Consider the following 19,147-nt stretch of genomic DNA (forward strand, 5'->3'; position numbering starts at 1 on the left):
GCAGAAGCTGTTGAGCTTTAGTTGCTCGCTGCGTTTTTTTAGTTGATTTGCGATCGCAAATATCGGAATTTAAGCTGCAACTAAAGCATCTTTAAGTGGCTTCCAGCTAAAAGCTCGATCGCCCCCCATCTCAACTGCTATTTTAACTCGCGGTTCTAACGTCGGCAAAACTGTCAAATACTCAATCTCCTGACTCGACAAAATCTGCCCTTCAATAATCCACAGCACCAGTCCTTTTGCTTTCGGCGGCAAATTGTCTAATTGAGTTTGCAACATCGGTGGCACGTAGTACGTATAACCCACTGCCGATTCATTGCCAGTAGTTTTCTTGCCCAAATGCGGCGGCCGCACCCCGTGAACCCCCGTCAAATACATCGCCAAATCACCCAAACCCCGCGCCGAAATCGTGTACGCACCGTAGCCCGCAGCCCTCAGCCGCCGCAGGTAGCGCCCCTCAAATCCTCCCTCTAAAGGAACGTACAGGGCCAGCGACCCCGACTTTTCCAAATCCCGAATTAGATCCGATCCCGTCGTAATCAGTCCCATAAATTTGTGTTTCCTGCTGTATCAAAATTTGGTCGATCGCTGCTTGCGAGCTGGAAATATTATAAATCCTAAAGTTGAGGCGAAAAATTCTCATCGTGGCCTTGACAAACGGCAAACACTTCATGTACTATTGTGAATTGTCGCCGTAAAGGATACTGAGTAGTTTGCTGCTCAAGTCCTGGCGCAAACAAGCAAGACCGAGACAAAACTCGGAGATTTAGCAGGTAAAAAGCCGCAAATCTCAACCCTTGCAAGACTTCCACAAGCTCGCTCCCAAATTTAAAACTCAAATTTTAAACACCGAGGAAGGCTGTTGGTTGATAACAGTTAATTGCAGGAACACTGAAATAAATGTTTCTGCACAAGAGCAAGCGGATTGACGTAAATTTCGCAATCCGAAACCTCTTGCGTAAATAAAAGGAAGAAAATCCGTGTCTGTAGGCATTCTTGGCACTAAACTAGGCATGACTCAAGTGTTTGACGCCGAAGGGAGAGCCATCCCCGTCACCGTCATACAAGCAGGGCCTTGTACAGTAACTCAAATCAAAACAAAACAAACTGACGGCTACGGTGCCGTTCAAGTTGGATACAACGAAGTCAAACCAAAGGCTCTCAACAAGCCAGAACTAGGACACCTTGCCAAGTCGGGGGCGAATCCATTGCGCCACTTGCAGGAATACCGATTGGAAGACACCAGTTCATTTGAATTAGGTCAACAACTAAAAGCAGATACCTTTACACCGGGACAAATAGTAGATGTCATCGGTACCAGCATCGGTAAAGGTTTTGCAGGTTTTCAAAAGCGCCACAACTTTAAACGAGGTCCGATGTCTCACGGTTCCAAGAACCACCGCGAGCCTGGATCGATCGGGCCTGGAACTACTCCAGGTCGCGTTTATCCCGGAAAAAAAATGGCAGGACGTATGGGCAACGTTCAAGTCACCGTCCGCAAACTAACAATTGTCCGGGTGGATGCAGAGCAGAATTTGCTGCTAATTAAGGGAGCCGTTCCCGGCAAAGCTGGCGCCTTAGTCAATGTTGTGCCTGAGAAAAAAGTAGGACGTTAGTCAGTAGTCAGTAGTCAGTAGTCAGCAGTCAGTAGATAGTGGTTGGTCGTTAGTAGCAAGCAATAACTAAGAACTAAAAGCTGAAAACTAAGACCTGAAAACTAAGACCTGAGAACAGACAATAGACGACAGACAACAGACAACAGACAACTAACAACAGACAACTAACAACAGACAAAGGACAAAAGATATGGTTAACTGTGTAGTGCGAAATTGGCAAGGCGAAGAAGTTGGGGAAACAACTTTAGAACTGCGCGTAGCCAAAGAAGAAAATGCGTCTCACATCGTTCACAGAGCATTGACGCGGCAAATGAATAACGCTCGTCAAGGAAATGCTTGCACCAAAACTCGATCGGAAGTCAGAGGCGGTGGCCGCAAACCCTGGCGTCAAAAAGGCACCGGCCGAGCCAGAGCAGGTTCTATCCGTTCTCCGCTGTGGCGGGGCGGCGGTGTCATCTTCGGGCCAAAACCGAGAGACTTTGAAGTCAAAATGAACAAAAAGGAACGCCGTCTCGCTTTGCGGACAGCATTCCAAAGTCGCACCGAAGACATCATTGTGGTTGAAGAATTTGCAGAGCAATTTCCGAGACCGAAAAGCAAAGAATTGCTGAGTGCGATCGCCCGCTGGGGTATCGAACCCGATACAAAAGTTCTGTTAATCTTGCCCGAACCGCAACCAAACGTCTACTTATCAGGACGCAACATCGAATTAGTAAACGTCATCTTGGCAACCTCCCTGAATGTTTACGACGTTCTCGCGGCTGACAAAATTATCGTCACATCTACAGCCATAGCTAAAATTCAGGAGATTTACGGTGAGTAAAATCGACCCCCGCGACTACGCAGATTTGATCCAGCGTCCGATTCTCACCGAGAAAGCTACCCGAATGATGGAATTAAATCAATTCACATTCGACGTAGCCCCCAAAGCGACAAAGCCTCAAATCAAAGCTGCAATCGAAGAACTATTTAAGGTCAAAGTCATCGGCGTCAACACCCAAAACCCGCCGCGCAAAAAGCGTCGAGTTGGCAAATTCGTCGGCTTTAAACCTTGTTACAAGCGAGCAACCGTAACTCTGACCGACGGAGACTCGATTCGCAAACTCCTATTCCCAGAAGTCTAGACGATTTTGGATTTTAGATTTTAGATTTTAAATTGCGGTTAACTGGTGGAAATTCTCGAACCAGAAAACTCGTAAGTTAACCAAAGATCGCCAATCTTCAACCTAAAATCTAAAATCGATAAACGTCAAATCCAAAATCCAAAATCCAAAATCTAAAATAGATCGATTATGGGCATCCGTTCTTACCGACCTTATACCTCCAGCACCCGGGAACAGACAGTCTCGGACTTCGCTGAAATTACCAGATCAGAACCAGAAAAGTCTCTAACTAGCAATAAGCACACCAAACAAGGCCGCAACAACCGAGGCGTCATCACCTGCCGCCACCGGGGAGGCGGTCACAAACGGCTTTATAGAGACATCGACTTCCGCCGCGACAAACACAGCATTCCCGCTACTGTCAAGGCGATCGAATATGACCCCAATCGCAACGCCCGCATCGCCCTCGTGTTCTACAAAGACGGCGAAAAACGGTACATCCTGCACCCGCTCAACTTAAACGTCGGTACAGTAATTGTCTCAGGCCCAGACGCGCCGATCGAAATCGGCAACGCCCTCCCCCTGAAGAACATTCCCCTCGGTACCAGCATCCACAACGTCGAGCTAGTACCCGGAAAAGGCGGACAAATCGTTCGCTCCGCCGGCTCCAGCGCTCAGCTAATGGCAAAAGAAGGTAGCTACGTCACCCTCAAACTGCCATCCGGCGAACAGCGCAAAGTCCGCGCCGACTGCTACGCCACCATCGGTCAAGTCGGCAACACCGACGCCAGAAACATCAGCCTGGGTAAAGCCGGCCGCACCCGCTGGAAAGGTCGCAGACCCACTGTTCGCGGTAGCGTCATGAACCCGGTAGACCACCCGCACGGCGGTGGCGAAGGCAGAGCTCCTATTGGGCGTCCGGGGCCTGTCACTCCTTGGGGTAAACCAGCATTGGGTGCAAAAACTCGACGCAAAAACAAGCGCAGCGACGCTTTAATAGTCCGCCGCCGCCGCAAATCTTCCAAGCGTGGCAAGGGCGGCAGACAAAGCTAGTCATCAGTCAGCAGTCTTCAGTGCTTAGTTATTAACTGCTAACTAATGACTGAGGACTGATGACCAATGACTGGTGAAAGCTGACTAATGACTCCTGAATTACTAAAAAAATCATGTCTCGATCGCTAAAAAAAGGCCCCTTTGTCGCAGATGCTCTGATGACAAAAATCGAAAAACTCAACGCCGCAGGCCAAAAACAAGTAATTAAAACTTGGTCGCGCTCTTCCACAATCCTGCCCCAAATGGTAGGTCACACGATCGCCGTTCACAACGGCAGACAGCACGTACCAGTCTACCTCACCGATCAAATGGTAGGTCACAAACTCGGAGAATTTTCCCCCACTCGCACCTTTAGAGGTCACGCGAAAAGTGGTGATAAAAAGGCAAAAAGATAGCCGAATTAGGTGACAGGTAATAGGTAATCGGACAAACTTTTTCCCAATTACCAATTACCTTTTTCCCAATTACCAATTACCAATTACCCAAATCGAAATGGTTATAGATACCACATCCGAAATTAAGGCGATCGCCCGTTACATCCGGACATCCCCCTTCAAAGTGCGCCGAGTCCTCGACCAAATTCGCGGCAAAAGCTACCAAGAAGCGCTGATTTTACTCGAATTCATGCCCTACCGCGCCTGCGAACCAATCGTCAAAGTTTTGCGATCGGCAGTAGCCAACGCCGAACACAACGCAGGATTGGATAAATCCAAGCTGGTAGTTTCTCAAGCTTACGCAGACCAAGGCCCAGTCCTCAAACGCTTTAGACCCCGCGCTCAAGGTCGCGCCTACCAAATCCGCAAGCCAACCTGTCACATTACCGTAGTAGTAGCTCCGCTTGTAGAAAACTAACCAGGGAAAAACGTAAGAGGTAATAAACAGCTTAAAGTTGAAAAAAATAGGTAATCACCAATTACCAATTACCAATTACCAATTACCAATTACCAATTAACTCATCAACTATTATGGGCCAAAAAATACATCCAATTGGTTTTCGCCTCGGCATTACCCAAGAGCACCGCTCTCGCTGGTTTGCTGATCCCAAAAACTATCCAGAACTCTTGCAAGAAGACTATAAAATTCGCAAGTACGTTCGTAAAACCCTCAGCAATGCTGGGATTTCCTCGGTCAGAATTGAGCGGAAAGCCGATCAAATCGACCTAGAAGTGTTCACCGCCAGACCAGGCGTTGTCGTAGGCCGCGGCGGAGCAGGCATCGAAACCTTGCGCGTCGGTTTGCAGCAGCAACTCGGTAGCAACCGCCAAATCCGCATCAACGTCGTCGAAGTCCAGCGAGTAGATGCCGATGCCACACTGATCGCGGAATACATCGCTCAGCAACTAGAACGGCGCGTATCCTTCCGCCGAGTAGTCCGCCAAGCAATCACCCGCGCCCAAAAAGTCGGCATCCAAGGCATCAAAATTCAAGTCAGCGGACGCCTCAACGGTGCAGAAATTGCCCGTACCGAATGGACACGGGAAGGAAGAGTCCCCTTGCACACGCTGCGGGCGGACATCGACTACTCCTACTGCACTGCTCAAACCATCTACGGTATTCTGGGCATTAAAGTTTGGGTTTTCAAAGGCGAAATTATTCCCGGACAGGAACAAGAGGCTGCACCAAATGCCGCAGTGCCCCGCACCAAACAAAAGCGCCGCCGCCAGAACTTTGAAGATCGATCGAACGAAGGCTAGCTAATTGTGAACTGTTAGTTGTCACTTGTTAATTGTCAGTTGTTCCAAACCAATTAGCAATTAGCAATCACCAATTACCAATTACCAATTACCAATTACCCAACTCCCTTTCGCCATGTTAAGCCCTAAAAGAACGAAATTCCGCAAACAACAGCGCGGGCGAATGAGCGGTATTGCCACCCGTGGCAATACAGTTAGCTTTGGCGACTTCGCGCTCCAAGCCATCGAACCAGCCTGGATCACCTCCCGCCAAATAGAAGCCGGACGGCGCGCCATGACCCGCTATATCCGCCGGGGCGGCAAAATCTGGATTCGCATTTTTCCCGACAAACCAGTCACCGAGCGCGCAGCAGAAACCCGGATGGGTTCTGGTAAAGGCTCACCAGAGTTTTGGGTTGCCGTGGTCAAACCGGGCCGGGTAATGTTTGAAATTGGCGGCGTAACTGAAGAAACTGCGCGCGAAGCAATGCGTTTGGCATCTTTCAAATTACCAATTAAAACCAAGTTCATCACTCGCGAAGAAGGCCAGTCATAGCGAAGAGCGAAGGTAGAATTAGGTCTGTATTAATCAGCATTTTAAACGGCTACAGCATTTTAAAATCTGGCTTTCATAACTTTTCTTTCCTTCGACCTTCAGCCAAGCGAGACAATTCTGTCTTCTGTCATACCGCTAACGAGAAAGCACACAATTATGTCTTTGCCCAAGATTAAAGAAGCTAGAGAATTAAGCGATGCAGCACTAGCAGAGCAAATTTTAGCCGCCAAGCGCCAACTAATGGAATTGCGGCTGCAGCAAGCTACCGGCCGCATGGAAAAGCCTCACCTGTTCAAGCACGTCAAACACCGGCTAGCTCAATTGATGACAGTTGAACGCGAGCGCCAAATCGTTGCTGAGAAAGAAACGGCAGAAAAATTAGCCGCATCTAAACAGGTAGCACAGCCTGCTGCAACCGCAGCAGTCAGCCAAGAGTCAGAAGCAGCCGAGCCGACGATCGCACAGTAGCTAAAAACAGTCAATTGCACAACAAAAATAGGTAGCTATGGCAATTAAAGAACGAGTTGGCGTAGTAGTCAGCGACAAGATGGATAAAACCGTCGTGGTAGCAATCGAAAACCGCTCCTCCCACACCAAATACGGCAAAATCGTAGTCCGCACCAAGCGGTACAAAGCTCATGACGAAGAAAATCAGTGCAAATCGGGCGATCGTGTCCGCATCACTGAAACTCGCCCACTGAGCAAAACCAAACGTTGGACGGTTGCTGAGATTTTTGGGACAAAAAACGGCTAAGAGTTAATTGCGATCTCGCGCTCGCCCGATCGGTACTTGATTAATCAATTAGCCGTCAACAGTCAACAGTTAACAGTCAACAGTTAACAGTCAACAGTTAACAGTCAACAATCACCATGATTCAACCCCAGACATACCTCAATGTCGCCGACAATAGCGGAGCCCGCAAACTGATGTGCATCCGCGTATTGGGAGGCGGCAACCGTCGCTACGGCGGAGTCGGCGATGTCATCATTGCCGTCGTCAAAGACGCCATCCCCAATATGGCCGTCAAAAAATCAGATGTCGTTCGGGCTGTCATTGTCAGAACCCGCAAAGGTTTGCGCCGCGACAGTGGCATGAGCATTCGTTTTGACGATAACGCCGCCGTTATTATCAACGTAGACGGCAACCCCAAAGGCACTCGCGTCTTCGGCCCCGTCGCCCGCGAACTGCGCGACAAAAACTTTACTAAAATCGTTTCCTTAGCCCCGGAGGTACTTTAAAATGTACGGAAAAAAGGGTAAACCAACTAGCGAGCCGCAGCGCTACAGAATGCACGTCAAAGCAGGCGACACCGTGCAAATAATTACTGGCAAAGAGAAAGGAAAAGTCGGAGAAATCTTAAAGACATATCCTAAAGTCAGCAAAGTAATTGTTAAAGGTGTAAACATCAGAACAAAGCACGTCAAGCCCCAGCAAGAGGGAGAGTCCGGGAAAATACTCACGTTTGAGGCTCCCATTCACAGCTCCAATGTCATGCACTATTCCGAAAAAGAAAAAATAGCTAGCCGCGTTTGCTATACATTTAGCGAAGACGGTCGGAAACTGCGACAGCTCAAAAAAACTGGAGAAATCATCGATAATTAGTCATTAGTCTTTAGTCATTAGTCATTAGACAAATGCTTTCCTGACAACAGTCAACGGACAACAGTCAACGGACAACTGACAACAGTCAACTGACAACTAATAATTCCCTGACCAAGCCCAGGGACAGTTAACGAAACACAAAAACTATGCCGGACAAACTCAAAGTTCTTTATCAAGGAAAAATCGTTCCCACACTGATGGATCAGTTTAAATATACTAATATCCATCAGGTTCCTAAACTCGTCAAAGTCACAGTGAACCGCGGTTTGGGAGAAGCATCTCAAAACGCTAAGGCACTGGATTCGTCGATCAACGAAATTGGCATCATCACCGGTCAAAAACCAGTGGTGACGCGGGCGAAAAAAGCGATCGCAGGCTTCAAAATCCGCAAAGGAGTACCCGTCGGCGTTATGGTGACGCTGCGCGGCGATCGGATGTACGATTTTCTCGATCGGCTGATCAACCTCGCACTTCCCCGCATCCGCGACTTCCGCGGCATCAGCCCCAAAAGCTTCGACGGGCGCGGCAACTACAGCTTGGGTCTGAGAGAACAGCTAATTTTTCCAGAAATAGAATATGACCGCATCGATCAAATTCGAGGCATGGACATTTCAATTATCACCACAGCAAACACCGACGAAGAAGGACGCGCCTTGCTTAAAGAAATGGGAATGCCGTTCCGGGACAACTAAGCACTAGAGTAAGAAGCAAAAGATGGCAGCTAACGATACCATAGCAGATATGTTGACGCGCATTCGCAATTCTTGCATGGCGCGCCACCAAACAACGCAAATTCCAGCTACAAAAATGACCCGCAGCATCGCCCAAGTCCTCAAAAGTGAAGGCTTCATCGGCGAATTTGAAGAAGCAGAAGCAGAAGGGGTCAAGCGACATTTAGTGCTTTCTCTAAAGTACAAAGGTAAAACTCGCAAGCCCATTATCACGGCACTTAAGCGAGTCAGCAAACCAGGACTGCGCGTTTACTCGAACCGTAAAGAATTGCCCAGAGTATTAGGCGGAATTGGCATTGCCATTATTTCCACCTCCAGCGGCATTATGACGGATAGAGAAGCTCGACGCCAAGGTTTGGGCGGTGAAGTGCTTTGTTATGTTTGGTAGTCATTAGTCATTAGTCATTAGTCACTGGTCGTTGGCAACAGACTCAAAAATCAATCACTAAGGACTAATAACTAAGCACTAATAATCAAGGACTAATAACTAAAAACAAAGGACCAAAAAACTATGTCGCGAATTGGCAAGCGTCCGATTAGCATCCCCACGAAAGTCACCGTCACCCTAGACGGTCAAAAAGTAGCCGTCAAAGGCCCTAAAGGTGAACTTTCCCGAGTTATCCCAGCCGAAATCCTCATGGGAATTGAAGGCGAGACTTTACTCGTTACCCGCCGAGACGAATCTCGCGTCGCCAGACAACTGCACGGCTTGTGCCGCACCCTCGTCGCCAACATGGTCGAAGGTGTATCAGAAGGTTTTCAGCGGCGTCTCGAAATTATCGGCACAGGTTATCGGGCACAGGTTCAAGGACGGAACCTGATTTTAAACGTCGGTTACAGCAAACCCGTTGAAATGCCCCCTCCAGAAGGCATCACAATGGCAGTTGAAGGCAACACCAACGTCATTGTCTCCGGCATTGACAAAGAACTCGTAGGCAATACAGCAGCCCGCATCCGCGCGGTGCGTCCGCCCGAAGTCTACAAGGGCAAAGGCATTCGCTACAGCGGCGAAGTTGTCCGGCGCAAAGCTGGTAAAACAGGCAAAACAGGTAAGAAGTAACAATGAAGCTTACTCGCAAAGAATCAGTCCAGCGCAGACACCGCCGTGTTCGGCGCAAGGTGTTCGGCACCGCCGAACGTCCCAGACTAGCGGTATTTCGCTCAGATCAGCACATCTACGCTCAAGTCATCGACGACACCGCCCAGCACACTTTGGCCTCCGCGTCAACCCTCGATCCCGAATTGAAGTCAACTCTCAGTTCTGGCGGCAACTGTTCCGCGAGCGTGCAAGTCGGTCAGTTGATTGCCAAACGCTGTTCCAGCGCTGGCATAGTCAAAGTCGTATTCGATCGCGGGGGCAACCTCTATCACGGTCGTGTCAAAGCCCTCGCAGAAGCAGCTCGCGAAGCGGGGTTAGACTTTTAGGAAGAAGGAAGAAGGAAGAAGGAAGAAGGAAGAAGGAAAAAAGAATATACAACAAAATTCTTAATTCCTAATTGTTAATTTCTCATTTCCAACTACCAGTTACTAATCCCCAATTCCCAAAGAACAAAACTATGGCAGAACAAAAAGAACAGCGCAACAAGAAAAAAAGCAGCAGCAACAACAAAGGGCGCGAAAAAGAATCCGAATGGCAAGAACGGGTTGTTCAGATTCGGCGCGTTACCAAAGTAGTCAAAGGTGGTAAAAAACTCAGCTTCCGCGCCATAGTCATTATCGGCAACGAACGCGGTCAAGTAGGAGTAGGAGTCGGCAAAGCTAGCGACGTAATCGGTGCCGTTAAAAAAGGCGTCGCTGACGGCAAAAAGCACCTAATTGAAGTCCCCCTCACCAAATCTAACTCCATCCCTCACCCCATCAACGGTGACGGTGGCGGAGCTAAAGTGATGATGCGGCCGGCCGCTCCAGGAACCGGGGTAATTGCAGGGGGAGCAGTGCGAACTGTTCTCGAACTAGCAGGAGTCCGCAACATCTTAGCCAAACAGCTAGGTTCTGGAAATCCCTTAAACAACGCCCGAGCCGCAGTCAATGCCCTCTCCACCCTCCGCACCTTGTCCGAAGTTGCTCAAGAGCGCGGAATTCCAGTAGAAAATCTCTACGGTTAGGGCACGCGAGAATGGGAAACTGTAAGTTTTGAGTGTTAAGTGCTTGCGGTGAAAATAAAAAAATCCGCAACTCAAAACTCACGCACTCAAAACTACTGCGTACCCCCTCTCTAAATACCAATTACCAATTACCAATTACTAAAACTATGAGATTGCAAGACGCCCGACCCAAAGCAGGCTCCCAAAAGCGCCCCCGACGCTTGGGCAGAGGTATTTCTGCCGGTCAAGGCGCGAGCTCCGGCAAAGGGATGCGCGGTCAAAAATCTAGAGCCGGTAGCGGCACTAGACCCGGTTTTGAAGGAGGTCAAAATCCTCTCTACCGCCGTCTCCCCAAGTTGAAAAGCTTCCCTCTAGTGAACCGGAAAGAGTACACTACCATTAATGTAAGTAAATTAGCATCGCTGCCAGCAAACACCGAAGTTACTCTCACCTCTCTGATCCAAGCAAAAATTGTCACCACAGACGACGGGCCGCTGAAAATCTTAGGAGATGGCGAACTGAATGTACCTTTGCAAGTGCGCGCCTCGGCTTTTACCGCAGGTGCTCGCACCAAAATTGAAGCTGCAGGCGGAAGTTGCGAATTAGTTGCGTGAAGATTTGAGGTTTGAGAGTCTGTCCAAATCTCAAATCCTCAAGCTTGCTATCAGAAAATGATTTAGTCGAAAATCCCAAATCTAAAATCCAAAATCGTAACTATGGACGTTAGTAGAGAGAAAGCGCCAACTGCACAAGAGACGTTCATGCAGATGGCTCAAGCTGCTGGTTTGCGAGGCCGCATCCTCGTAACCGTTGGCTTACTGATTTTAGTACGCCTGGGTGTCCACTTGCCAGTCCCCGGCATCGATCGAGTCGCCTTTGCCCAAAACGTCCAAAATAGCCCTTTAATTGGCTTTCTGGATTTGTTCTCAGGAGGCGGCTTGTCTGCTTTGGGGATTTTCGCGTTGGGGATTTTGCCCTACATTAATGCTTCAATTATTGTGCAACTTCTAACTGCGGCTCTGCCAAGCTTAGAAGACTTGCAAAAAAATGAAGGGGAAGCGGGGCGGCGCAAGATTTCTCAAATTACTCGCTACGTTTCATTGGGCTGGGCAATTCTGCAAAGTATTGGCATTGCGATTTGGGTCAGCCCTTTTGCTCAATCTCCAGCGCCTTTATTCATAGCAGAAACTGCTTTGGCTCTGACAGCCGGCTCAATGTTTGTGATGTGGATATCGGAAGTGGTGACGGAACGAGGTATCGGGAACGGAGCTTCGTTGTTGATTTTTATCAATATTGTGTCGGTATTGCCACGCTCTTTGGGACAAACTTTTGAATTGGCTCAAAGTGGGGACACGCAAGTTGTCGGCCGCGTAGTCGTTCTACTGCTGGTCTTTTTGGTGACGATTGTCGGGATTGTTTTTGTTCAGGAAGGTACTCGCCGCATTCCGATTATCTCTGCCCGGCGCCAAGTCGGCCGCAAAGTTTATCGGGAGAGCCGGAGTTATCTGCCCCTGCGCTTGAATCAAGGCGGAGTGATGCCGATTATTTTTGCATCTTCGGTGTTGATTGTGCCTTCTTTCCTCGCTCAGTCTCTCAATAACCCGTTTTTGGTTCAAGTTGCTAATGTTTTGAGTCCGAACGGCCCAGCCCCTTGGGCTTACGCGCTGTTTTATCTGACTTTGATTCTATTCTTCAGCTATTTCTACGCTTCGTTGATTGTCAACCCCGTAGATATGTCTCAGAACTTGAAAAAAATGGGCGCTAGCATTCCGGGAATTCGTCCGGGTCAGAAAACGAGTGATTATGTGGAGAAGGTTTTGAACCGTTTGACTTTCTTGGGAGCGATTTTTCTCGGTCTGGTGGCCATTGTACCAACTGCTGTAGAAAGCGCGATCGGAGTGCAAACTTTTAGAGGTTTTGGCGCAACTTCCCTACTGATTCTAGTAGGTGTCGCGATCGAAACTGCTAAGCAAATTCAAACTTACGTCATCTCCCAGAGATATGAAGGAATGGTGAAGTAATCGTAATGCAATTTATTTTCATGGGGCCTCCAGGGGCGGGAAAGGGAACTCAGGCTCAGATATTAGGCGCTCTCTGGAAAATACCCCACATTTCTACCGGCGAAATCCTGCGCGCCTGCGTGGTGGCGAAAACTGCCTTGGGTCTAAAGGCGCAAGCCTACATGGACAGGGGTGAGTTGGTTCCCGACCAATTGCTGATGGATATCGTGCAGGAACGCTTGAATGAACCGGACGCTAATGCGGGCTGGATTCTCGACGGCTTTCCCCGCACTGTTACCCAGGCAACTTTTTTAGACAAACTGCTGCACGAGCTTAGCGGTGCCGAGGGGAGTACATCGAACCCAAAATGTGGTCTCAAAGCTGTTAATCTCGACGTTCCTGACGACATTTTGGTGTCTCGCCTGCTGTCGCGGGGCCGGCAGGATGACAATGAGGAGACGATCCGCCGTCGGTTGCAAGTTTATCGCGAGCAAACTGAGCCTTTGATTGATTTTTACAGCGGCCGTCAACAGTTAGTTGCGGTTGATGGCGATCGAGCAATGGAATTAGTCACCGCAGAACTGCAACAATCTCTCTCGATCGACTCTTGAACCCTCTCAATACAGCTTGTTACTCACAAGCTTTTGCTAAGATATGTTAACTAGGAGCTTTTTGTGCTATCAGGTTTTGTGAGGGTTGCTAGAGACCGGATTGAACTCGATACTAATTGCCACAACTTTACTCAAGTAAAGCTAAAACAAGCGGTTGGTTGAGTATTAAAGTCGATCGAGGCGCCCTAATTATTGCCCCCCGTTCCCGTTGGACTCCTACCAGTAAATAGGTTTTGAGGCTCACGCCGGGACACTCCTAGTTAATCAAATGTAGAGTTGAGGTAAATACCAAATTGTCTAAGCAAGATTTAATTGAAATGGAAGGGACAGTGACGGAATCCCTGCCCAATGCGATGTTTCGCGTTGACCTAGATAATGGGTTTAACGTGCTGGCTCACATTTCCGGCAAGATCCGCCGCAACTACATCAAAATTCTGCCTGGCGATCGCGTCAAAGTCGAATTGACTCCCTATGACTTGACCAAAGGCAGGATTACATATCGCCTTCGGAAAAAATAGGCTTAGATAAAACTTTCTAAAAACTAATTCTAAGTTTAATTTAGAGAGAATTTGGTAAAAAGCTTCAAATTTATGCTATAATGCTACGTTTGTAGTGTTGCCGAGAAGGGCGTCAACAACCTACCGGTGTATCGGGTTAAGTCATTGTTACACCGTAAAAACATCGCTCGCCACCACTCTGGCGCAGGCGAACTTTACCCAGCAATGGGAGTGGGTGCAAGCGGGCTCCTTCATGAAACAACCCGCACTTTATACAATTTAATCGAGGAGAGGTCTACACCTTGCCCAGCCTCTCCTCCCACCGCTCTACGGGCAGTCCCAGCGTGCCTGTTCTCCGCTAGAGCGGGGTTCTCCAGGCAGGAAGAAAGATGAAAGTTCGAGCATCTGTCAAAAAAATTTGTGAGAAATGTCGCGTCATCCGCCGTCGCGGTCGAGTGATGGTGATATGCACTAACCCGAAACACAAACAACGCCAAGGTTAGAAAAAAAGAAGATTGGGCACTGCACGCAGGTGCATCCTAATTGAACATTGTAGCCAAACAGGAAAACTAGGGAGAGAAAAAGTGTGGCACGGATTGCCGGGGTAGACCTTCCACGCGATAAGCGCGTCGAAATAGGTCTGACATACATTTACGGAATAGGCTTGTCGCGAGCCCAAAAAATTATCGCTGCAACAGGCGTAAATCCTGACACTCGCGTCAAGGATTTAACAGAGGCCGACGTGACAGCTCTGCGGGCTCATGTAGAAACAACATACCAAATCGAAGGAGACCTCCGGCGCTGGGAGTCAATGAACATCAAGCGCCTGATGGACATCGGAACTTATCGCGGTCGGCGTCACCGTTTGGGTCTGCCGGTGCGGGGACAACGAACCCGTACCAACGCCAGAACCCGTCGTGGCGTCCGCCGAACAGTTGCGGGCAAGAAAAAGGCACCTTCCAAGAAGTAACATCTTTTTGGGAAAAATACGCTGGGGGCTGCTGGCTCCTAGCGCTTCGGGACATTAGTTGAGAGAAACGTTAAAGAGACTAATATGGCGCGACCACAAACAGGCAAGAAATCTGGTGCAAAAAAGCAGAAACGGAATGTACCCAATGGGGTAGGCTACATCCAGTCTACCTTTAACAACACGATTGTAACTATTACCGACCTCAACGGCGAAGTGATATCCTGGGCATCGGCAGGTTCCAGCGGTTTTAAAGGAGCTAAAAAGGGAACTCCCTTTGCCGCTCAAACAGCAGCAGAAAGTGCTGCCCGCAGAGCCAACGACCAAGGAATGCGCCAAATAGAAGTAATGGTGAGCGGGCCTGGAGCAGGTAGAGAAACTGCAATCCGGGCGCTGCAAGGGGCGGGACTGGAAATCACCCTGATTAGAGATGTTACCCCAATTCCTCACAACGGCTGTCGCCCTCCCAAGCGGCGTAGAGTCTAAAACGATTTGAGATTTTAGATTTTAGATTTTGGATAATGGCTAACTGCTTAAAGTCAAAAACTAATGGTTCTAACTGTTGCCCCGTCCATCCAAAATCCGAAATCCGTTCAGGGGTATGCTCTGCAATCTAAAATCCAAAATCAAAAATCCAAAGTGGAAAAGGGAGGTCACTCCGTGGCGCAGTTTCAAATTGAATGTATAGAGTCTAACACTGACAAAGACCGCAGTCAGTACGGAAAATTTGTCCTGGAACCGCTCGATCGCGGTCAAGGAACAACTGTTGGGAATGCGCTTCGGCGAGTTCTGCTGTCAAACTTGGAAGGAACAGCAGTAACTTCAGTCCGAATCGCGGGCGTCAATCACGAGTTTGCCACGATCGAAGGGGTACGTGAGGATGTTCTAGAAATTCTCCTGAACATGAAAGAGGTCGTCCTCAAAACTCATTCTCAGCAGCCCCAAATCGGCAGGTTGCGGATTGAGGGGCCTGTCACAGTAACGGCCGATAGATTCGATTTGCCCTCTGAGGTGGAATTGATCGATCGTTCCCAGTACATTGCAACTCTCTCCCCAGGCTCAGTTCTGGAAATGGAATTCAGAATTGAAAAAGGCATCGGATACCGAGCAGTAGACCGCAGTCGCGATGATGGGTCGGCTTTGGATTTTCTCCAAATTGACGCCATCTTTATGCCGATTCGCAGAGTCAACTACAGCGTTGAAGATGCTAGGGTAGGCGGTACTGTCGAGAAAGACCGGCTGATTATGGAAATCTGGACTGATGGCAGCGTGACTCCTCAAGAAGCTTTGAGTCAATCTGCCAACATCCTGGTAGATTTATTTTCACCTCTCAAAGACATCACCCAAGATTCTCTCAAACCAGAGTATCCAGGTGAAGCCGATCCTACTAGCCAAATTCCGATCGAAGAATTGCAGTTGTCCGTCCGGGCTTACAACTGTCTCAAGCGGGCTCAGATCAACTCAGTCGCAGACTTATTGGATTATACCCAAGAAGACTTGCTCGAGATCAAGAACTTCGGGCAGAAGTCTGCTGAAGAAGTGATTGAAGCTTTACAAAAACGCTTGGGCATTACCTTGCCACAGGAAAAATCAGCTAAAAGTTAATCAACGGGTAACGGGTAAAAAAGTTCTGAATTTTAAGTAGGTGAGTTTTTAAGTTAAAGAAATCACCCCCCTAGATCGCGGACTATCCCGGCACCCAATTACCAATTACCAATTACCAACTGCCATGCGTCACCGCTGTCGCGTTCCCCAACTCAGCAAACCGGCTGACCAGCGCCGCGCCCTACTGCGCTCGCTGACCACCGAATTAATCCGCCACGGTAAAATCACTACCACTCTCGCCCGCGCCAAAGCGCTGCGCTCAGAGGCGGACAGGATGATTACCCTGGCCAAAGATGGCTCCTTAGCCTCTCGCCGCCAAGCTATGGGCTATATCTACGATAAACAGTTAGTACACGCCCTGTTTGAGGCTGCCCAAGAACGGTACGGCTCGCGCAACGGCGGCTACACCCGCGTAGTGCGAACTGTCCCCCGTCAAGGAGACAATTCCGAAATGGCGATCGTTGAACTGGTTTAATTCAATTTTGGGTTGGAGATTTGTGATTTATGACTGACAATCCAAAATCCCCAATCGAAAATCCCCAATCGATACAGCGCGTTGCTCTAGTAATCCAATACCTCGGCACTAACTTTCACGGTTGGCAGCGACAGCCGAACCAGCGTACAGTACAAGAAGAAATTGAAACAGCAATATCGACTGTTCTGGAACGCCCGGTAACGCTGCACGCTGCTGGGAGAACCGATGCGGGAGTTCACGCCGCTGCTCAAGTAGCGCATTTTGATGCCCACGGCCCAATTCCGGCTCACCGCTGGGCAAGCGTTCTCAACTCTCGACTGGCAAAAGATATTTTAATTCGAGCTTCGGCAAAGGTGGAACCTACCTGGCACGCTCGGTTCTCAGCCAGTTGGCGGCGCTATCGCTACACCCTTTATACAGACCCGACCCCTAATTTGTTTGTGCGTCCTTTTGCTTGGCACTGCTATCACGCCCCTGTGGATGAATCTTTGATTCAAACAGCTTTGACACCGCTCATCGGGCGGCATCACCTGGCTGCTTTCCACCGCGCGGGTTCTGCCCGCCCCCATTCCTGGGTGGACGTGCAAGCGGCCGAGTGTCAGCGTTCTGGGCCTCTTATCTATATAGAGGTTCAGGCGAGCGGGTTTCTGTACGGGATGATGCGGCTGCTGGTGGGGTTGCTGGTGCAGGTGGGTCGCGGGGAAAGGCCGATCGACAATTTCACCGATATCTGGGTCAACGAACGCCGAGAAATGGTAAAATATGCCGCTCCCGCTCAAGGTTTGTGCCTGCTGCGGGTTGGCTATTCAGAATTTCCCTTTCCCCCAGAGGTCTGGTACGACACTCAGCCAAAATTAGTCATTAGTCATTAGTCATTAGTCATTAGTCATTAGTCATTAGGTAACTACTAATAAAAAACTAAGGACAACTAACAATTAAAAACTGACAACTGACAACTGACAACTGACAACTAACAACAGTTAACAGTTAATAGACAACTAACAACAAACAATGAACAAAACTTACGTCCCTACTCAAGACTCCCTAGAGCACAAGTGGTACGTGGTCGATGCCGCCGACCAGCGACTGGGCCGTCTGGCAACTGAAGTTGCCATGTACCTCCGGGGGAAACACAAACCGACTTACACTCCTTCTATGGATACCGGCGACTTCGTAATTGTCATCAATGCCGACAAAATCGCTGTTACTGGCAAAAAACGCACCCAGAAAATCTACCGCCGCCATTCTGGAAGACCGGGCGGGATGAAAACAGAAACTTTTGCCAAATTGCAAGCACGTTTACCCGAAAGAATTGTCGAAGAAGCTATACGAGGAATGCTGCCTCACACTTCTCTGGGCAGACAACTGTTTACTAAACTCAAGGTGTACGCTGGCCCCAACCACCCGCACCAAGCTCAAAAACCAGAAGAATTAATTGTTCACACGATTCCGGGAGGAAATGAGTAATGCAAGCAACAGATACATCGGGTCGCGCTGTGTACTGGGGTACCGGCCGCCGCAAGTGTTCCGTAGCGCGGGTGCGCTTGGTTCCCGGCACTGGCATACTGACTGTCAATGGTAAAGAGGGGGATTTGTACCTGCAATTCAATCCTACTTATTTGGCTCTGGCTAAGGCTCCTCTGGAAACTTTGGGTCTGGAAAATGAGTACGACATTCTGGTAAAAGTCGAAGGCGGTGGCTTGACAGGTCAGGCTGACTCGATTCGCTTGGGTGTCGCTAGAGCACTTTGTCAGTTAGACCCGGAAAACCGCAAGCCTCTGAAGACTGAGGGCTATTTGACTCGCGACCCGCGGGCCAAAGAACGGAAAAAGTACGGTTTGCGGAAAGCTCGCAAAGCTCCTCAATACTCGAAGCGGTAATCGAGGGAAGAAGGAAGAAGGAAGAAGGAACCAGGAAAAGGCAAAAATTATCTATCCAGATTTTATTAGCCTTTTTTTGAAGTTTATTTCCGATTCCCGATTCCTGGTTCCAACAGATATAAGGCAAAATTCGTGCTGTTGTTGGTGTACAAGTCCTGCGGCAGCTAAAATGGTTGTAAAGTCAAAAATTAGAGAGAAAAAAACAATGGCAAAAGATGGCATTCACCCTGAGTGGTATCCCGAATCTCAGGTTTATTGCAACGGGGAACTTGTGATGACTGTGGGTTCCACTAGACCAAAGCTTCAAGTTGATGTCTGGTCGGGAAATCATCCTTTTTATACTGGCACTCAGAAGATTATTGATACTGAAGGTCGTGTAGAGCGCTTTATGCGGAAATACGGCATGACGGAGGTAGAAATGCCGAAGGCAGATGCTTCCTCTGGACCGCTGAAAATGGAAGATCCGAAAGCAGATGCTGCTAAGGCGGCTGGTAAAGGCAAAAAGAAGAAGTAGCCGGATTGTCATTTGTCCGCAGTTTGTTGAGAGTAGTTCTTTCTACTGGCAACTTACCGCCCTCGGATTTTAGATTTTAGATTGAAGACTTCGCTATGCAGGCAGTTGAGTTCTATCGCGTAGAGTTCGATCGACATTCTATCCTAACTGCTCTTGAGTTCTAAAATCTAAAATCTAAAATC

General features: G+C 48.8%; 31 protein-coding genes. 30 read left to right on the top strand and 1 reads right to left on the bottom strand.

Annotated features, from left to right (window positions below; translation table 11 throughout):
* Positions 1 to 69: 69 nt before the first annotated feature.
* Positions 70 to 546 carry an NAD(P)H-quinone oxidoreductase subunit N gene (locus QUB44_RS06760; RefSeq protein WP_333364723.1) on the bottom strand — a complete coding sequence of 159 codons (477 nt, stop codon included), beginning with the start codon at positions 544 to 546 and terminating at the stop codon, positions 70 to 72.
* A gap of 431 nt (positions 547 to 977) precedes the next feature.
* On the opposite strand from QUB44_RS06760, the gene rplC reads away from it, so the two are divergent.
* The 30 genes from rplC to rpmE all read left to right on the top strand — a co-directional run bounded on the left by rplC (position 978) and on the right by rpmE (position 18,965).
* Positions 978 to 1,613 carry a 50S ribosomal protein L3 gene (gene rplC / locus QUB44_RS06765; RefSeq protein WP_333364726.1) on the top strand — a complete coding sequence of 212 codons (636 nt, stop codon included), beginning with the start codon at positions 978 to 980 and terminating at the stop codon, positions 1,611 to 1,613.
* Positions 1,614 to 1,803: 190 nt separating this feature from the next.
* Positions 1,804 to 2,436, top strand: a complete 633-nt coding sequence (gene rplD / locus QUB44_RS06770) for a 50S ribosomal protein L4 (RefSeq protein ID WP_333364729.1) — start codon at positions 1,804 to 1,806, stop codon at positions 2,434 to 2,436.
* The gene (locus QUB44_RS06775) at positions 2,429 to 2,737 is read left to right on the top strand and encodes a 50S ribosomal protein L23 (RefSeq protein ID WP_006634999.1); all 309 of its coding nucleotides are present in this window, start codon (positions 2,429 to 2,431) and stop codon (positions 2,735 to 2,737) included. Before rplD ends, QUB44_RS06775 begins: the two co-directional genes overlap by 8 nt.
* A gap of 168 nt (positions 2,738 to 2,905) precedes the next feature.
* Positions 2,906 to 3,769, top strand: coding sequence for a 50S ribosomal protein L2 (gene rplB / locus QUB44_RS06780; protein WP_333364732.1), 864 nt, complete (start codon positions 2,906 to 2,908; stop codon positions 3,767 to 3,769).
* Positions 3,770 to 3,882: 113 nt separating this feature from the next.
* Positions 3,883 to 4,164, top strand: a complete 282-nt coding sequence (gene rpsS, locus QUB44_RS06785; RefSeq protein ID WP_006634997.1) for a 30S ribosomal protein S19 — start codon at positions 3,883 to 3,885, stop codon at positions 4,162 to 4,164.
* 97 nt (positions 4,165 to 4,261) lie between these two features.
* Positions 4,262 to 4,621 carry a 50S ribosomal protein L22 gene (gene rplV, locus QUB44_RS06790; protein WP_006634996.1) on the top strand — a complete coding sequence of 120 codons (360 nt, stop codon included), beginning with the start codon at positions 4,262 to 4,264 and terminating at the stop codon, positions 4,619 to 4,621.
* A 113-nt stretch (positions 4,622 to 4,734) separates the two neighbouring features.
* Positions 4,735 to 5,463, top strand: coding sequence for a 30S ribosomal protein S3 (rpsC, locus tag QUB44_RS06795; RefSeq protein WP_242719701.1), 729 nt, complete (start codon positions 4,735 to 4,737; stop codon positions 5,461 to 5,463).
* Positions 5,464 to 5,578: 115 nt separating this feature from the next.
* Entirely contained in the window at positions 5,579 to 5,998 is a 420-nt protein-coding gene (gene rplP, locus QUB44_RS06800) for a 50S ribosomal protein L16 (protein ID WP_333157138.1), read from the top strand.
* A gap of 156 nt (positions 5,999 to 6,154) precedes the next feature.
* A complete protein-coding gene (gene rpmC / locus QUB44_RS06805; RefSeq protein ID WP_333364735.1) occupies positions 6,155 to 6,466 on the top strand; it encodes a 50S ribosomal protein L29 in 312 nt (103 codons plus the stop codon).
* 37 nt (positions 6,467 to 6,503) lie between these two features.
* Entirely contained in the window at positions 6,504 to 6,752 is a 249-nt protein-coding gene (gene rpsQ / locus QUB44_RS06810) for a 30S ribosomal protein S17 (protein WP_006634992.1), read from the top strand.
* 116 nt (positions 6,753 to 6,868) lie between these two features.
* On the top strand, positions 6,869 to 7,237 hold the full coding sequence (gene rplN / locus QUB44_RS06815) for a 50S ribosomal protein L14 (protein WP_006634991.1): 369 nt from the start codon (positions 6,869 to 6,871) through the stop codon (positions 7,235 to 7,237).
* Position 7,238: 1 nt separating this feature from the next.
* Positions 7,239 to 7,601, top strand: coding sequence for a 50S ribosomal protein L24 (gene rplX, locus QUB44_RS06820; protein ID WP_333057790.1), 363 nt, complete (start codon positions 7,239 to 7,241; stop codon positions 7,599 to 7,601).
* 146 nt (positions 7,602 to 7,747) lie between these two features.
* Positions 7,748 to 8,293 carry a 50S ribosomal protein L5 gene (gene rplE, locus QUB44_RS06825; RefSeq protein ID WP_006634989.1) on the top strand — a complete coding sequence of 182 codons (546 nt, stop codon included), beginning with the start codon at positions 7,748 to 7,750 and terminating at the stop codon, positions 8,291 to 8,293.
* A 22-nt stretch (positions 8,294 to 8,315) separates the two neighbouring features.
* Positions 8,316 to 8,720: a 30S ribosomal protein S8 gene (gene rpsH / locus QUB44_RS06830; RefSeq protein WP_190657976.1), complete on the top strand. Its 405-nt coding sequence runs from the start codon at positions 8,316 to 8,318 to the stop codon at positions 8,718 to 8,720.
* Between the two features lie 123 nt (positions 8,721 to 8,843).
* Positions 8,844 to 9,392, top strand: coding sequence for a 50S ribosomal protein L6 (rplF, locus tag QUB44_RS06835; RefSeq protein WP_333057791.1), 549 nt, complete (start codon positions 8,844 to 8,846; stop codon positions 9,390 to 9,392).
* A gap of 2 nt (positions 9,393 to 9,394) precedes the next feature.
* Positions 9,395 to 9,757: a 50S ribosomal protein L18 gene (gene rplR / locus QUB44_RS06840; RefSeq protein WP_333057792.1), complete on the top strand. Its 363-nt coding sequence runs from the start codon at positions 9,395 to 9,397 to the stop codon at positions 9,755 to 9,757.
* 131 nt (positions 9,758 to 9,888) lie between these two features.
* Entirely contained in the window at positions 9,889 to 10,437 is a 549-nt protein-coding gene (gene rpsE, locus QUB44_RS06845) for a 30S ribosomal protein S5 (protein ID WP_190745441.1), read from the top strand.
* 146 nt (positions 10,438 to 10,583) lie between these two features.
* Positions 10,584 to 11,030 (top strand): 50S ribosomal protein L15, encoded by a 447-nt coding sequence (gene rplO, locus QUB44_RS06850; RefSeq protein ID WP_006634984.1) that lies wholly within the window; start codon positions 10,584 to 10,586, stop codon positions 11,028 to 11,030.
* A gap of 102 nt (positions 11,031 to 11,132) precedes the next feature.
* Positions 11,133 to 12,437: a preprotein translocase subunit SecY gene (secY, locus tag QUB44_RS06855; protein ID WP_333057793.1), complete on the top strand. Its 1,305-nt coding sequence runs from the start codon at positions 11,133 to 11,135 to the stop codon at positions 12,435 to 12,437.
* Between the two features lie 5 nt (positions 12,438 to 12,442).
* On the top strand, positions 12,443 to 13,027 hold the full coding sequence (locus QUB44_RS06860; RefSeq protein WP_333209323.1) for an adenylate kinase: 585 nt from the start codon (positions 12,443 to 12,445) through the stop codon (positions 13,025 to 13,027).
* Positions 13,028 to 13,320: 293 nt separating this feature from the next.
* A complete protein-coding gene (infA, locus tag QUB44_RS06865; RefSeq protein ID WP_006276978.1) occupies positions 13,321 to 13,545 on the top strand; it encodes a translation initiation factor IF-1 in 225 nt (74 codons plus the stop codon).
* A 368-nt stretch (positions 13,546 to 13,913) separates the two neighbouring features.
* Positions 13,914 to 14,027 carry a 50S ribosomal protein L36 gene (gene rpmJ / locus QUB44_RS06870; protein ID WP_015178722.1) on the top strand — a complete coding sequence of 38 codons (114 nt, stop codon included), beginning with the start codon at positions 13,914 to 13,916 and terminating at the stop codon, positions 14,025 to 14,027.
* 83 nt (positions 14,028 to 14,110) lie between these two features.
* Entirely contained in the window at positions 14,111 to 14,494 is a 384-nt protein-coding gene (gene rpsM / locus QUB44_RS06875; RefSeq protein WP_006634981.1) for a 30S ribosomal protein S13, read from the top strand.
* Positions 14,495 to 14,578: 84 nt separating this feature from the next.
* On the top strand, positions 14,579 to 14,977 hold the full coding sequence (rpsK, locus tag QUB44_RS06880) for a 30S ribosomal protein S11 (protein ID WP_332978136.1): 399 nt from the start codon (positions 14,579 to 14,581) through the stop codon (positions 14,975 to 14,977).
* 174 nt (positions 14,978 to 15,151) lie between these two features.
* Positions 15,152 to 16,096 (top strand): DNA-directed RNA polymerase subunit alpha, encoded by a 945-nt coding sequence (locus tag QUB44_RS06885; RefSeq protein ID WP_333057810.1) that lies wholly within the window; start codon positions 15,152 to 15,154, stop codon positions 16,094 to 16,096.
* A 124-nt stretch (positions 16,097 to 16,220) separates the two neighbouring features.
* The gene (gene rplQ, locus QUB44_RS06890) at positions 16,221 to 16,571 is read left to right on the top strand and encodes a 50S ribosomal protein L17 (RefSeq protein ID WP_006634978.1); all 351 of its coding nucleotides are present in this window, start codon (positions 16,221 to 16,223) and stop codon (positions 16,569 to 16,571) included.
* Positions 16,572 to 16,600: 29 nt separating this feature from the next.
* The gene (gene truA / locus QUB44_RS06895; protein ID WP_333057795.1) at positions 16,601 to 17,443 is read left to right on the top strand and encodes a tRNA pseudouridine(38-40) synthase TruA; all 843 of its coding nucleotides are present in this window, start codon (positions 16,601 to 16,603) and stop codon (positions 17,441 to 17,443) included.
* Between the two features lie 139 nt (positions 17,444 to 17,582).
* Entirely contained in the window at positions 17,583 to 18,038 is a 456-nt protein-coding gene (gene rplM / locus QUB44_RS06900) for a 50S ribosomal protein L13 (protein WP_015178725.1), read from the top strand.
* Positions 18,038 to 18,451, top strand: coding sequence for a 30S ribosomal protein S9 (gene rpsI / locus QUB44_RS06905; RefSeq protein WP_333364738.1), 414 nt, complete (start codon positions 18,038 to 18,040; stop codon positions 18,449 to 18,451). Before rplM ends, rpsI begins: the two co-directional genes overlap by 1 nt.
* 205 nt (positions 18,452 to 18,656) lie before the next feature.
* On the top strand, positions 18,657 to 18,965 hold the full coding sequence (gene rpmE, locus QUB44_RS06910) for a 50S ribosomal protein L31 (RefSeq protein ID WP_333059812.1): 309 nt from the start codon (positions 18,657 to 18,659) through the stop codon (positions 18,963 to 18,965).
* Positions 18,966 to 19,147: the final 182 nt, after the last annotated feature.

This window comes from Microcoleus sp. AT3-D2 (assembly GCF_036705715.1).
In the GTDB taxonomy this organism is placed as follows: Bacteria; Cyanobacteriota; Cyanobacteriia; order Cyanobacteriales; family Microcoleaceae; genus Microcoleus.

Excerpts from the sequence above, each read along its gene's own strand:
- rpsH (WP_190657976.1), top strand. The coding sequence starts at position 8,316 with ATGGCAGCTAACGATACCATAGCAGATATGTTGACGCGCATTCGCAAT.
- rpsS (WP_006634997.1), top strand. The coding sequence starts at position 3,883 with ATGTCTCGATCGCTAAAAAAAGGCCCCTTTGTCGCAGATGCTCTGATG.
- rplM (WP_015178725.1), top strand. The coding sequence starts at position 17,583 with ATGAACAAAACTTACGTCCCTACTCAAGACTCCCTAGAGCACAAGTGG.
- rplX (WP_333057790.1), top strand. The coding sequence starts at position 7,239 with ATGTACGGAAAAAAGGGTAAACCAACTAGCGAGCCGCAGCGCTACAGA.
- rpmC (WP_333364735.1), top strand. The coding sequence starts at position 6,155 with ATGTCTTTGCCCAAGATTAAAGAAGCTAGAGAATTAAGCGATGCAGCA.
- rpsI (WP_333364738.1), top strand. The coding sequence starts at position 18,038 with ATGCAAGCAACAGATACATCGGGTCGCGCTGTGTACTGGGGTACCGGC.
- rplN (WP_006634991.1), top strand. The coding sequence starts at position 6,869 with ATGATTCAACCCCAGACATACCTCAATGTCGCCGACAATAGCGGAGCC.
- rplE (WP_006634989.1), top strand. The coding sequence starts at position 7,748 with ATGCCGGACAAACTCAAAGTTCTTTATCAAGGAAAAATCGTTCCCACA.
- truA (WP_333057795.1), top strand. The coding sequence starts at position 16,601 with ATGACTGACAATCCAAAATCCCCAATCGAAAATCCCCAATCGATACAG.
- rpmE (WP_333059812.1), top strand. The coding sequence starts at position 18,657 with ATGGCAAAAGATGGCATTCACCCTGAGTGGTATCCCGAATCTCAGGTT.
- rplV (WP_006634996.1), top strand. The coding sequence starts at position 4,262 with ATGGTTATAGATACCACATCCGAAATTAAGGCGATCGCCCGTTACATC.
- QUB44_RS06860 (WP_333209323.1), top strand. The coding sequence starts at position 12,443 with ATGCAATTTATTTTCATGGGGCCTCCAGGGGCGGGAAAGGGAACTCAG.
- rplB (WP_333364732.1), top strand. The coding sequence starts at position 2,906 with ATGGGCATCCGTTCTTACCGACCTTATACCTCCAGCACCCGGGAACAG.
- rpsE (WP_190745441.1), top strand. The coding sequence starts at position 9,889 with ATGGCAGAACAAAAAGAACAGCGCAACAAGAAAAAAAGCAGCAGCAAC.
- secY (WP_333057793.1), top strand. The coding sequence starts at position 11,133 with ATGGACGTTAGTAGAGAGAAAGCGCCAACTGCACAAGAGACGTTCATG.
- rpsC (WP_242719701.1), top strand. The coding sequence starts at position 4,735 with ATGGGCCAAAAAATACATCCAATTGGTTTTCGCCTCGGCATTACCCAA.
- rplO (WP_006634984.1), top strand. The coding sequence starts at position 10,584 with ATGAGATTGCAAGACGCCCGACCCAAAGCAGGCTCCCAAAAGCGCCCC.
- rplD (WP_333364729.1), top strand. The coding sequence starts at position 1,804 with ATGGTTAACTGTGTAGTGCGAAATTGGCAAGGCGAAGAAGTTGGGGAA.
- rplF (WP_333057791.1), top strand. The coding sequence starts at position 8,844 with ATGTCGCGAATTGGCAAGCGTCCGATTAGCATCCCCACGAAAGTCACC.
- rpsQ (WP_006634992.1), top strand. The coding sequence starts at position 6,504 with ATGGCAATTAAAGAACGAGTTGGCGTAGTAGTCAGCGACAAGATGGAT.
- rpmJ (WP_015178722.1), top strand. The coding sequence starts at position 13,914 with ATGAAAGTTCGAGCATCTGTCAAAAAAATTTGTGAGAAATGTCGCGTC.
- rpsK (WP_332978136.1), top strand. The coding sequence starts at position 14,579 with ATGGCGCGACCACAAACAGGCAAGAAATCTGGTGCAAAAAAGCAGAAA.
- rplP (WP_333157138.1), top strand. The coding sequence starts at position 5,579 with ATGTTAAGCCCTAAAAGAACGAAATTCCGCAAACAACAGCGCGGGCGA.
- QUB44_RS06760 (WP_333364723.1), bottom strand. The coding sequence starts at position 546 with ATGGGACTGATTACGACGGGATCGGATCTAATTCGGGATTTGGAAAAG.
- rplR (WP_333057792.1), top strand. The coding sequence starts at position 9,395 with ATGAAGCTTACTCGCAAAGAATCAGTCCAGCGCAGACACCGCCGTGTT.
- rplQ (WP_006634978.1), top strand. The coding sequence starts at position 16,221 with ATGCGTCACCGCTGTCGCGTTCCCCAACTCAGCAAACCGGCTGACCAG.